Here is an 11994-nt window from a genome sequence, read left to right as displayed (position 1 = left end):
CTCATGCCGCGCGCTCCTGCCGCTCGGCGGCGAGGGCGGACGCGAGACGACGCGCGCCGAGGTGGTGCGGGTCGAGTGCGACAGCTTGACTCGCGAGATCTCGGGCCTGCGCAGCCTGCCCGTCGCCCGCCAGGAGCCGGGCGAGCACGACGAGGACACCGGCTCGCTCGCTCACCGGGGCGGCGGCTGCGGCGCGTCGGAGCAGGGTGACAAGCGATCCCGCGGATACCTCCGCTCCCCCACGGGCCAGCAGGAGTAGGCGGTCCGCGCCGCGAGTGCTCTGCACCGCGACGATGAGCGCGGCCAGCGCCGCGGGCCTCGCCCGAGCGTCCTGGTCGCGGAGCGCCCGGCGGACGAGATCGTCCACGGCGAGGAGCAGGACCCGCGGCAGTGCTGCATCCGGGTGCCGGTCGAGAAGCCGGTCGACGGCGGCCACGACCGCTCGCGTGTCCTCGCGCCCGGTCTCACCGAAGCCCTGCTCCCGGCCCGGACGAGGGAGAACGGCGATTCGCAGCGACAGCGCGGGGAGGCTCCGCGCCCGTTCACGAAGCGCCACGACGAGGCGGGCGCTCGCCTCCGGATCGGGCTCGTCAGGTCGCACCAGTGCGATCGCGCGCTGGATGCGGCCGAAGCGGCCGAGCGCTCCGAGGCAGGCCCCCGCGACGAGCTCGGGACCGGCGCCCGTCAACGCGAAGCGGAGCGAGCCGACCGGCAAACCCGCGCGCAGCGCAACGAGCACGAGGCTCCCCGGGCCGGGGCTCGGCCGCGGACGGCTGACCGCGAACGCCGTGGGGAGCGGTGCGGCATCGGCCCACTGAACGAAGGGAAGGGCGGCGGGAACAGGTGTCGAGGTGAGGGCTGAGGAGGTCATGCGGCGATCCTGCCGACCCGTTGCACCGCCGTGGGCTGAATCCTCCGCGGACGTCGGACGAATCGCCTGATCGGCGCCTGTGGAGGGAGGAATCGACGTCGGCGTCGCCAAGCACCCCTCCTCCGCGTCCGATCCGGGAGAACGTCCCTCCACAGCCACGAATACCGCGAGCTCTGCACCGGTGTCCGATTCCCGCCGGTCGGGCCCCGGCCGCGCGGATACTCTCGACCCATGAGAACGACTCCCCTCCAGGTGCGACGCACCACCAGCCCACTCGGCCGCATCGAGGTCGGCACCGACGGCGCCTCGATCGTCTCGCTGGCCATCGAGAAGGCCGGCCGGCTCCCGCACGAGCACCTCCCGGAGTCGGAGCTGCCGGTGCTCGAGCGGGCGGTCGAGCAGCTCAACGAGTACTTCGGCGGAGCACGCCGCTGCTTCGACCTGCCCGTCGCTCTTCACGGCACACCGTTCCAGCTCGAGGTCTGGGGGCGCCTCCAGGCGCTCTCCTTCGGCGAGATCACGTCCTACGGGGCTTTAGGTGCAGCCACCGGTCGTCCGCGTGCGGGACGACCGATCGGCAGCGCAGTCGGAGCGAATCCGGTACCGATCATCATCGGCTGCCACCGGGTGCTTGCCAGCGACGGCCGCATCACCGGTTTCAGCGCGGGCGAGGGCATCACCACCAAGGCGTGGTTGCTGGAGCACGAGGGGATCCCGCACCGATGAGCGTCGGCGACGGGCTGACCCGAGGCGACGACGGCCTCCTCCGCTGCGCATGGAGTGGGGCGGACGCGCAGTACCGCCGTTACCACGACGAGGAGTGGGGTACTCCGCTGCACGGCGACCGCTTGCTCTTCGAGAAGATCTCGCTCGAGGCATTCCAGTCCGGGCTCTCGTGGATCACGATCCTCCGCAAGCGCCCGCAGTTCCGCGAGGCGTTCGCCGGCTTCGATCCGGCGCTCGTCGCCCGATTCGATGACGACGATGTCGAGCGCTTGATGGAGGACACCGGCATCATTCGTAACCGGGCGAAGATCACCGCTACGCGGGACAACGCCCGCTCCGTCCTCGCGTTCATCGATCAGGAGGGCGAGGGAGCGCTCGACCGGCTGGTCTGGTCGTTCCACGACCCGGCACAGGCGCACCGCGTCCTCGAGGTGAAAGACGTGCCGGCCTCGACGCCCGAGTCGGTGGCCCTGGCGCGCGCGCTCAAGGGCATCGGGCTCCGCTTCGTCGGGCCGACCACGGCCTACGCGCTGATGCAGTCGGCAGGAGTCGTCGACGACCACCTCACGGGCTGTTGGCGTCGACCGTGAGCACTACGCCTCCGGCACCACCAGGTCGAGCTCGCCGGTCTCGCGGTTCTCGGAGAGAGAGAAGCCTCGACCCTCCGCCCACGTCGCGAGCACATCCAGCGAGTCCGTCGCCAGCCCGTCCTCCGCCAGCGCGCGCACGAAGCGGCCCTTGCCCTGCTTGTTGAAGTGGTTCAGCGAGCGCAGCTCCCCCTGCGCGCCGCGCGAGCGCACCCGCACGAAGAAGCGCCCCTCGCCCGGCGGAACCGGCCCGAGCGCAGCATAGGCCTCGCTGCGCAGGTCCAGCACAAGACCGTCGAGAGTGGAGAGCACCCGTCCCGCCTCCGCCGCCCACCAGCGCTTGAGCGGGAACCCGGGGACGCGAGAGTCGTGCGACAGGCGATAAGCAGGGATCGCGTCGAGCGCGCGGACAGGCCCCCAGAGGGCGGACTGCACGATGACGGTCCGTCCCAGCGCCTCCCGAGCTCCCCTCTCGAGGCTGCGCGCGTCGAGAGCGTCGAAGAGCACACCGTCGAACCGGTCTACCGCAGGGAGCCCGGGGGCCCTGGCGAGCGCGGCATTACGGTCGATCTCGCCGAGCTGACGCGGTCCGAGCTTCAAAGCCCTGGCCGAGAGCTCGCGGTCCGAAGCCAGAGCGATCACCGCATCCGCGAGTGCGCGCCGCTTCGCCTGAAGCTCCGGGAAAGCGAGCGACTCGAGCGCGAATGCCTCGGTGCCACCGTCCCGCTTGGTCTCGGACGGTGGGAGTAGGACGTGCACGGAACTCCTTCGAGCACTCGGGGACAGGGATCGCACGACGAAAGGGCCGAGCGATCGCGATGATCGTCCAGCCCCTTCGGTGCCGCGACACGCGGCGGTGTGTCAGACCAGCGACGCCTGACGCGCGACCACGGTCACTACGTCGTTCTCGACGGACAGGAAGCCGTCGTCGGCCTGCGCGATGAGACGCGTGCCGTCCACGGCCGTGACCCGCACCTCGCCCGTAGCGAGGATCGCGAGCATCGGCTCATGGCCGGCGAGGATGCCGATCTCGCCCTCGACCGTGCGAGCCGTGAGCTGCTTCGCCTCCCCGGACCACACCTCGGCGTTCGCGGAGACGACGCTGACCTTCAGGGTCCCGGCCATGATCAGCCGTTCTCCTTCTGGATCTGCGTCCACTTCTCCTCGACGTCCGAGATCGAGCCGACGTTGAAGAACGCCTGCTCGGCCACGTGGTCGAAGTCGCCCTTGGTGATCGCGTCGAACGACTCGATCGTGTCCTTCAGCGGAACCGTCGACCCCTCGACGCCGGTGAACTTCTTGGCCATGTAGGTGTTCTGCGAGAGGAACTGCTGGATCCGGCGCGCACGCGACACCGTGATCTTGTCCTCCTCCGAGAGCTCGTCAACACCGAGGATCGCGATGATCTCCTGCAGCTCCTTGTTCTTCTGCAGGATCTGCTTCACGTTCGTCGCCACGCGGTAGTGGTCGGCACCCAGGTAACGGGGGTCCAGGATGCGCGAGGTGGACGTCAGCGGGTCGACGGCCGGGTAGAGGCCCTTCGACGCGATCTCGCGCGAGAGCTCGGTGGTGGCATCGAGGTGGGCGAAGGTGGTCGCCGGCGCCGGGTCGGTGTAGTCGTCGGCGGGGACGTAGATCGCCTGCAGGGAGGTGATCGAGTGTCCGCGCGTCGAGGTGATGCGCTCCTGGAGCACGCCCATCTCGTCGGCGAGGTTCGGCTGGTAGCCCACCGCGGAGGGCATGCGGCCAAGGAGGGTCGACACCTCCGAACCGGCCTGCGTGAAGCGGAAGATGTTGTCGATGAAGAGCAGCACGTCCTGCTTCTGCACATCGCGGAAGTATTCCGCCATGGTCAGGGCGGACAGGGCGACCCGCAGACGCGTTCCCGGCGGCTCGTCCATCTGGCCGAAGACGAGGGCGGTCTTGTCGAAGACGCCCGCCTCCTCCATCTCGGCGATGAGGTCGTTGCCCTCACGGGTGCGCTCGCCGACTCCGGCGAACACCGACACTCCGCCGTGATCCTGCGCGACGCGCTGAATCATCTCCTGGATGAGGACGGTCTTGCCCACGCCCGCCCCACCGAACAGACCGATCTTGCCGCCCTGGACGTACGGGGTGAGCAGGTCGATGACCTTGATGCCGGTCTCGAACAGCTCGGTCTTGGACTCGAGCTGGTCGAACGCCGGCGGCTTGCGGTGGATGGGCCAGCGCTCGGTGATCTCGAACGACTCGCCGTTGATCTTCCCGTCGGCGTCGGCGTTGAGCACCTCGCCGATCACGTTGAAGACCTTGCCCTTGGTCACATCGCCGACCGGAACCGAGATCGGCAGGCCGGTGTCGTGGACCTCCTGGCCGCGGACGAGTCCGTCGGTGGGGTTGAGTGAAATGGCGCGGACGAGGTCGTCGCCCAGGTGCTGCGCGACCTCGAAGGTCAGCTTGCTCGAGACGCCCTCGACCTCGACGTGCGTGTAGAGCGCGTTGTAGACCTCGGGGATCGCGTCGTGGGGGAACTCGATGTCAACGACGGGGCCGGTGACGCGAGCGATGCGGCCGATGGCCCCGCCCGACGTCCCGGTCGCCGCCTCAGGTGCGGTCAGTGTCATTGCTTCTTCCTTCTGTGGTCTCACCGCACCCGGAGGGCGGAGTCGAAACTGCGGGGAGTCGTCCTACTTGGAGGAGGACAGGGCGTCGGCGCCGCCGACGATCTCGGCGATCTGCTGCGTGATCTCGGTCTGGCGGGCGTTATTGGCGAGGCGGGTGTACGTCTTGATCAGCGTGTCCGCGTTGTCGCTCGCCGACTTCATCGCCTTCTGGCGCGCCGCGTGCTCCGAGGCCGCCGACTGCAACATCGCGTTGAAGATGCGGCTCTCGACGTACACAGGCAGGAGGCGGTCGAGCACCGTCTCGGGATCGGGCTCGAACTCGTACAGCGGGTAGAGCTCGCTGTTCTGCTCCTCGACGCCCTCGACGACCTCGAGCGGCAGAAGCCGGACGACGGTCGGCTGCTGGGTGACCATGCTGACGAAACGGTTGTAGACGAGGTGGATCTCGTCCACACCGCCCTCCTCGTCATCGAGGTTGTACGACTCGACGACCGCGTCCGCGATCTCCTTCGCCGTCTCGAACACGGGCTGGTCGGTGCCACCCGTCCAGACGCGGACACTCGCCCGCTTCCGGAACGAGAAGTACGCGTTCGCCTTGCGCCCGACCAGGTAGAAGACGACCTCTTTGCCCTCGCTGCGCAGCAGAGCGGCCAGCTCCTCGGCCTCTTTGAGCACGCTCGAGGAGAAGGCGCCGGCGAGGCCGCGGTCGGAGGTGAAGATCACGATCGCGGCCGTGTCCAACTTCTCGCGCTCAGTCGTCAGCGGGTGCTCGACGTTCGAGTAGGTCGCGACAGCGGACACCGCACGGGTAATCGCGTTCGAGTACGGCGCCGCGGCAGCGACGCGGTTCTGCGCCTTCTGGATGCGCGAGGCCGAGATCAGCTCCATGGCCCGAGTGATCTTTTTGGTCGTCTGGGCCGAGCGGATCTTCGACCGGTAGACCCGGAGTTGCGCTCCCATGTGTCTCCTGTTGTCCTAAAAGTGGCGAATCGTCGGGGTGCCGCTGGTCAGCGACGGCCCTTGACGATCTTTTCCTGGCCGACCTCGTCGGCCGCGATCGCCTGATGCTCTTCGCGTCCGACCGAGGCGAGCGGCTTGCCCTCACCGGTCTGGAACTCGAGCTTGAAGCCATCGACGGCACGGTTCAGCTCGGCGACGGTGTCGTCGGAGAGCACGTTCGTGTCGCGCAGGGTACTGAGGACCTGAGTATTGCGGCCCAGGTAATCCAGGAGCTCGCGCTCGAACCGCAGCACGTCCGGCACCGGCACCTCGTCGAGCTTGCCGTTCGTGCCGGCCCAGATCGAGACGACCTGCTCCTCGACCGGGTACGGCGAGTACTGCGGCTGCTTGAGCAACTCAGTGAGGCGGGCACCGCGGGCGAGCTGACGACGCGAGGCTGCATCGAGGTCGGAGGCGAACATTGCGAACGCCTCGAGCGAGCGGTACTGCGCCAGCTCGAGCTTGAGCGTGCCGGAGACCTTCTTGATCGACTTGACCTGTGCATCGCCGCCGACCCGCGAGACCGAAATGCCCACGTCGACCGCCGGACGCTGGTTGGCGTTGAAGAGATCGGACTGGAGGAAGATCTGGCCGTCGGTGATCGAGATCACGTTGGTCGGGATATACGCGGAAACGTCGTTCGCCTTGGTCTCGATGATCGGCAGGCCCGTCATCGATCCGGCACCGAGCTCGTCCGACAGCTTCGCGCAACGCTCCAACAGGCGGGAGTGCAGGTAGAAGACGTCACCCGGGTACGCCTCGCGTCCCGGCGGACGGCGCAGCAGGAGCGACACGGCGCGGTAGGCCTCGGCCTGCTTCGACAGGTCATCGAAGATGATCAGGACGTGCTTGCCGCCGTACATCCAGTGCTGGCCGATGGCCGAGCCGGTGTACGGGGCGAGGTACTTGAAACCGGCGGGGTCGGATGCGGGGGACGCGACGATCGTCGTGTACTCCATCGCTCCGGCGTCCTCGAGCGCGCCCTTCACCGAGGCGATGGTCGAGCCCTTCTGGCCGATAGCGACGTAGATGCAGCGAACCTGCTTGTTCGCGTCGCCCGACTCCCAGTTGGCCTTCTGATTGATGATCGTGTCGATCGCGATCGCCGTCTTACCGGTCTGGCGGTCGCCGATGATGAGCTGGCGCTGCCCACGGCCGACCGGGATCATCGCGTCGATCGCCTTGATGCCGGTCTGCAGCGGCTCGTGGACCGACTTGCGCGACATCACGCCGGGGGCCTGGAGTTCAAGCGCACGACGACCCTCGGAGGCGATGTCGCCGAGGCCGTCGATCGGGTTGCCGAGCGGGTCGACGACGCGGCCGAGGTAGCCGTCGCCGACCGGGACGGAGAGGACCTCGCCGGTGCGGGTGACCTCCATGCCCTCCTCGATGCCGGAGAACTCGCCGAGCACGACGACGCCGATCTCGTTCTCGTCGAGGTTCTGAGCCAGGCCCAGGACGCCGTTGGAGAAGCGGATGAGTTCATTGGCCATGACGCCGGGGAGGCCCTCGACGTGGGCGATGCCGTCGGCGGCGTCGATGACGTAGCCGACCTCGGTGGTGGAGGCCTTGCCCGGCTCGTACGACGAGACGAAGTCCTTCAGCGCGTCGCGGATCTCATCCGGGCTGATGGTGATATCTGCCATGGGAATTCCTATTCGTTGGGTCCGTGCGAGCCGAAGAGGTCGTCGGGGCCTGACCTGGATGGTGCGGGGGTCGAGGGCGGTGCCCTCTCAGGATACGTGCGCCCGTCAGGACGCGAGCTGGAGCTTCAGGTCGGACAACCGTGCGGAAACGGTGCCGTCGATGACCTCGTCGCCTACCTGCAGGCGCATCCCGCCCAGAAGGGAGGGGTCGACCAGCATGTTGACGGAGACGGGGCGGTCGTACTGGCGCGACAGTGCCGACCGGAGCCGGTCGAGCTGATGCGGCGCGAGCGGCGAAGCAACAGAGATCGTGGCGATGGTGAAACCACCCTGGTCGGCTACTACGCCTGCGGCGAAGCGGACGAGCTCCGGGATGCGGCGACCGCGCGGGTGCGCGACCAGCTGCCGGAGGATCGCGAGCGTCTCGGCCGAGGCCTTGCCCTCGAGGAGGCGCTGCACGAGTGACACCTTGGAGTCGGCCGCGGCGAGCTTGCTGCCCAGGGCCAGCTCCAGGCCGGCATCGGACGAGACGACCGCACCGAACATCTGGAGTTCGCGCTCGATCGACACCCCCGCGGGGGCGGAGGAGGCGATCGCGCGGACTCCGACCTCCTCGATGCCGGCGACCAGGTCGCTCGGGCTCGACCAGCGGTGACCGGCGATGACGGTGAGCAGACGCTTCGCGTTGGCGTCGAAGGGAGCGAACACGCGGGCCACGAGGGCGCGCTTGCTCGCTGCTTCGACGCTCGGGTCCGAGAGGGCCGAGCGCAATTGAGCCTGCGAGTCGATGACACGGGCCGCTTCGAAGAGCTGCTGAGCCGCCCCGAGCGACACGTGGCCGCTGAAGGCGGACAGCTCCGCCTTCGCGGCGGCCAGAGCCTGTCGTGACGCGCTGCCCATCAGTTGTTCGCCTTCTCCGAGGCCTCGAGGTCGGCGAGGAAGCGGTCCACGATTGCGGACGCCTTCGCGTCATCGTTGAGGCTCTCGCCGATCACGCCGGAGGCGAGGTCGATGGCGAGGGTTCCGACTTCGGAGCGGAGCGAGACCACAGCGGCCTGACGGTCCGCCTCGATCTGGGCGTGCGCGTTGTGGAGGATGCGCTCGGCCTCGACCTGCGCCTGCTCCTTCTTCGCCGCCACGATCGCGGTGCCGTCGACGTTCGCCTTCTCGCGGATCGCTCCGGCCTCGGCGCGTGCCTCGGCCAGCTGAGCGGTGTACTTCTCGAGGGCGGCCTCGGCCTGTCGCTGAGCCTCGTCGGCCCTCGCGATAGTGCCCTCGATGGCGGCGGAGCGCGCATCCAGCATCTTCTGCAGGCGCGGCAGGACCAGCCTCCAGAAGAAGAACAGCAGGATGAGGAAGATCACCCCCGACCAGAAGAAGTCGTAGAACTCCGGGATCAGAATGACCGCGGGGACGTCACCTTCTTCCGCAGCGATGTTCACAGCGGTGCCGACCACGACTACGCCGCGAAGATGAAGTAGGTGGCGAGGCCGATGAGCGCGAGCACCTCGGTGAACGCGATGCCGAGGAACATCGTGGTCTGGAGGCGGCCGGCCATCTCGGGCTGGCGTGCCATCGCCTCGACGGTCTTGCCCGCGACGATGCCGACACCGATGCCGGGGCCGATCGCTGCGAGGCCGTAACCGACCGTCGCGATGTTGCCGGTGAGTTCGGCGAGAACGGTGACTGAGTCCACGAGTGGGTCCTTTCAGTGGGTGGTCATAGGAACACGGGGGTGGTCATAGGAACACGGGGGTGGTCATAGGAACACGGAGGTGGTGATCGTGTGCGCGAGCGGGAGCCCGCCGTAGTGGGGTCAGTGCTCCTCGGCGACGGCCAACTGGATGTAGACCGCAGCGAGGAGGGTGAAAATGTAGGCCTGGAGCACGGCGACGAGAAGCTCGAAGAGTGTGAACGCCCCGCCGAAGGCGAAGGTCACGACGCCGAAGAGCTTGAAGCCCGGGTCGATCTGGGAGCTGAAGAGGAAGAACTGCGTGGCGGAGAAGCAGAGGACCAGCAGGAGGTGGCCGACGATCATGTTCATCACGAGCCGCAGCGCGAGCGAGAGCGGACGGATGATGAACGTCTGCAGCAGCTCGATCGGCGTGAGGATGAAGTAGATCAGGAACGGCGCTCCGGGCGGGAACAGCGCGTTCTTGAAGAAGCCCATCCCCCGGTCCTTGATGCCCGCGTAGATGAAGGTCACGTAGGCGACCAGGCCGAGGAAGAGCGGCATGCCCACCACGGAGGTTCCCGCGATGTTGAGGAACGGGACGATGCCGGTCAGGTTCATCGAGATGATCGCGAAGAAGATCGTCACGAGGATCGGGAGGAAGCGGCGGGCGTCCTTCTCGCCGAGGATGTCCTTCGCGATGGTGACGCGGACGAAGTCGAACGCGAGCTCGACGACGTTCTGGAAACGGCCAGGGACGAGGCGCAGCTTGCGCGTCCCGAGCCAGAAGAACAGCATCAGGGCGATGACCGCGATGAAGCGGACCAGCATGACGCGGTTGATCTCGAAAGGGGTTCCCTCGAAGAGGAAACCGGGCGGGAAGAACTCGGAGATCGACGGGGTGTGGAAGTCACTCTCACCGGTCGAGGACGAGACCAACAGGGTCACAGCGTTAGCAAACAGCGCTAGCTCCTGGAATTCGGGGCGTGGCACGTTGCAGCCGACCGAATCGAATCATTCGGACGCAACGCTCTCGCGACGACGAAAGGTGGGGTTTTCCGCTCGGACGGCGCGCGTACTCGACGACCGCCATCAACGATGAGACGATCTGAGGACACGTTCGCCTGCGGGATTCGTCCCTACTGTAGCAACAGAACGCAGCGAGAGCCGAATCGTGGTCCTCTCAGGAAGCGTCCGGCGCATCCTCATCGGGCGATGTCGCTCACATTCGGCATGCGCGAGCGCGAGACGACGAGCACGTCGATCACCAGCGAGCCGAGCACGGCGACGATGATCGTGACGAACATCGCTGTGCTGTCCAGCCAGGGCTGGCCGCGCAGCACCAGGGCCGCGATCACGAACAGGACGAACTTGGCGAGCCACGTGCCCAGCACGACGGCGAAGAAGCCGCCGATGTCGAGCCGGTTGGCGACGAGGATGCTCGCGGCCGTGAGCAGGACCATCACTCCGCCGACGATCGCGCCCAGCAGGGCGCCGATCGCGCCCTCTCCCCCGGCGGCGATCCCGCCGACGATGGTACCGAGCACCGCGAGGGCGAGCACGAAGAGGCCACCGACGACGAGCGCTCGGCGCAGGACGTGGACAGAGGCGGGCTGGGGGCGGGGGGTGGCCGGCGAGGCTCCGGTCATGATGCTTCCTTCTGCGCCACGATCGGCGCTGTCGTGTCCCGATCGATCGGGAGTCCGGCCGGCGGACGGAGCTGCTCCGTCGAGGACGCGCGGTCGAGGGGATCGAGGACGGGCGAGGCTTCAGCCGACTGCGCAGCCGCCTCCAAGCGCTTGCGGCGGCTGAGCGGCGCGAGCGTGACGACCGTGCACGCCAGCAGTCCGATGCTGAGGAAGACGAGCGGGACCCAGAGCACATCGACGACGAACATCAAGAGGCAGCTGACGGCGACGACGGCGGTCCAGCCGTAGAAGATCAGGACGGCATGCAGGTGCGAGTGCCCCATATCGAGCAAGCGGTGGTGGAGGTGCTTCCTGTCGGCGCTGAACGGGGACTTGCCGGCGCGCAGGCGGCGGATCACGGCGAGGCCGAAGTCCATCAGCGGCACCACGAGGATGGCGAACGGCAGGATGATCGGGATGAACGCAGGCAACAGCTCCTTCGCCGCGAGCTGCGCGGGGTCGATCTGCCCGGTGACCGCGATGGCGGAGGTGGCCATCAGCATCCCGACCAGGAGCGCCCCGCTGTCGCCCATGAACATCCGGGCGGGCCGCCAGTTGATCGGGAGGAATCCCGCGCACGCGCCGACCAGCACCACGGCGATCAGCGAGGCGAGGTTGAAGTAGTCGGTCGGCGAGGTCTGCTGGACCAGCAGATAGCTGTAGAGGAAGAAGACGCCGTTGGCGATCAGAGCGACGCCGGCGACGAGCCCGTCCAGACCGTCGATGAAGTTGAGGGCGTTGGTGACGAGGACGATCGCGAGCACCGTGATGATCAGCGACATCCACGGCGAACCGACCGTCAGCCCGCCGATCGGCAGCGAGACGATCTGTACGCCCTTCCAGGCGATCAGGCCTGCCGCGATCAGCTGGCCGGCGAGCTTCGTCGTCCAGTCCAGGTCCCAGATGTCATCGGCCACGCCGATCAGGACGATGAGCAGGCTCGCGCCGAGGATGGCGAGGATCGGCTCGGGATTGGCGAACACCAGCCGGAAGTAGGGCAGCTGCGAGGCGACGCCGAAGCCGACCAGGATCCCGAGGAACATCGCGATGCCGCCCAGGCGCGGCGTCGGCCGGGTGTGCATATCGCGGACGCGGATCTTCGGGTACAGCCGATACTTCAGGCTCAGCCGCCAGATGACCCACGACAGCGCTCCGGTCACGAGCGCGACCGCGAGCGAGACGAGGGCGAAGGTGATCACCGG

At 67.8% G+C, this 11994-nt stretch carries 14 protein-coding genes; 2 read left to right on the top strand and 12 right to left on the bottom strand.

Features of this window, described 5'->3' with window-relative positions; all coding sequences use genetic code 11:
• Position 1 precedes the first annotated feature (1 nt).
• Positions 2-871 (bottom strand): hypothetical protein, encoded by an 870-nt coding sequence (locus tag C5D07_RS09020; protein WP_104259192.1) that lies wholly within the window; start codon positions 869-871, stop codon positions 2-4.
• A 231-nt stretch (positions 872-1102) separates the two neighbouring features.
• On the opposite strand from C5D07_RS09020, the gene C5D07_RS09015 reads away from it, so the two are divergent.
• Both C5D07_RS09015 and C5D07_RS09010 read left to right on the top strand, forming a co-directional pair.
• Entirely contained in the window at positions 1103-1597 is a 495-nt protein-coding gene (locus C5D07_RS09015; RefSeq protein ID WP_104259191.1) for a methylated-DNA--[protein]-cysteine S-methyltransferase, read from the top strand.
• Positions 1594-2187 (top strand): DNA-3-methyladenine glycosylase I, encoded by a 594-nt coding sequence (locus C5D07_RS09010; protein ID WP_068253993.1) that lies wholly within the window; start codon positions 1594-1596, stop codon positions 2185-2187. Before C5D07_RS09015 ends, C5D07_RS09010 begins: the two co-directional genes overlap by 4 nt.
• Positions 2188-2190: 3 nt before the next feature.
• Here the strand turns inward: C5D07_RS09010 and C5D07_RS09005 are convergent, their stop codons facing one another.
• From C5D07_RS09005 to C5D07_RS08955, 11 genes are all read right to left on the bottom strand, one after another.
• Positions 2191-2943, bottom strand: coding sequence for a YaaA family protein (locus C5D07_RS09005; RefSeq protein WP_104259190.1), 753 nt, complete (start codon positions 2941-2943; stop codon positions 2191-2193).
• A gap of 102 nt (positions 2944-3045) precedes the next feature.
• The gene (locus C5D07_RS09000; protein WP_068253998.1) at positions 3046-3309 is read right to left on the bottom strand and encodes a F0F1 ATP synthase subunit epsilon; all 264 of its coding nucleotides are present in this window, start codon (positions 3307-3309) and stop codon (positions 3046-3048) included.
• Between the two features lie 2 nt (positions 3310-3311).
• Complete coding sequence (atpD, locus tag C5D07_RS08995) at positions 3312-4787, bottom strand: F0F1 ATP synthase subunit beta (RefSeq protein WP_068254002.1); 1476 nt, start codon at positions 4785-4787, stop codon at positions 3312-3314.
• A gap of 63 nt (positions 4788-4850) precedes the next feature.
• A complete protein-coding gene (locus tag C5D07_RS08990; RefSeq protein ID WP_104259189.1) occupies positions 4851-5747 on the bottom strand; it encodes a F0F1 ATP synthase subunit gamma in 897 nt (298 codons plus the stop codon).
• A 47-nt stretch (positions 5748-5794) separates the two neighbouring features.
• Complete coding sequence (gene atpA / locus C5D07_RS08985) at positions 5795-7432, bottom strand: F0F1 ATP synthase subunit alpha (protein WP_068254008.1); 1638 nt, start codon at positions 7430-7432, stop codon at positions 5795-5797.
• A gap of 105 nt (positions 7433-7537) precedes the next feature.
• The gene (locus C5D07_RS08980; protein ID WP_104259188.1) at positions 7538-8332 is read right to left on the bottom strand and encodes a F0F1 ATP synthase subunit delta; all 795 of its coding nucleotides are present in this window, start codon (positions 8330-8332) and stop codon (positions 7538-7540) included.
• Positions 8332-8889, bottom strand: coding sequence for a F0F1 ATP synthase subunit B (locus C5D07_RS08975; protein WP_249028211.1), 558 nt, complete (start codon positions 8887-8889; stop codon positions 8332-8334). Before C5D07_RS08975 ends, C5D07_RS08980 begins: the two co-directional genes overlap by 1 nt.
• Before the next feature lie 2 nt (positions 8890-8891).
• Positions 8892-9128 carry an ATP synthase F0 subunit C gene (locus C5D07_RS08970; RefSeq protein ID WP_055794702.1) on the bottom strand — a complete coding sequence of 79 codons (237 nt, stop codon included), beginning with the start codon at positions 9126-9128 and terminating at the stop codon, positions 8892-8894.
• Positions 9129-9248: 120 nt separating this feature from the next.
• Positions 9249-10052, bottom strand: a complete 804-nt coding sequence (gene atpB / locus C5D07_RS08965) for a F0F1 ATP synthase subunit A (RefSeq protein WP_068254016.1) — start codon at positions 10050-10052, stop codon at positions 9249-9251.
• Positions 10053-10309: 257 nt separating this feature from the next.
• A complete protein-coding gene (locus C5D07_RS08960) occupies positions 10310-10753 on the bottom strand; it encodes a Cg1360 family ATP-synthase-associated protein (protein ID WP_104259187.1) in 444 nt (147 codons plus the stop codon).
• Positions 10750-11991 carry an MraY family glycosyltransferase gene (locus C5D07_RS08955; protein WP_068254021.1) on the bottom strand — a complete coding sequence of 414 codons (1242 nt, stop codon included), beginning with the start codon at positions 11989-11991 and terminating at the stop codon, positions 10750-10752. The genes C5D07_RS08960 and C5D07_RS08955 overlap by 4 nt, the downstream gene beginning before the upstream one ends.
• Positions 11992-11994 lie beyond the last annotated feature (3 nt).

Source organism: Rathayibacter tritici (genome assembly GCF_002932875.1).
Classification (GTDB): Bacteria; Actinomycetota; Actinomycetes; order Actinomycetales; family Microbacteriaceae; genus Rathayibacter; species Rathayibacter tritici.
Note: the sequence above shows the minus strand (reverse complement) of the source record. Positions and strands in the feature narration are given on the sequence as shown.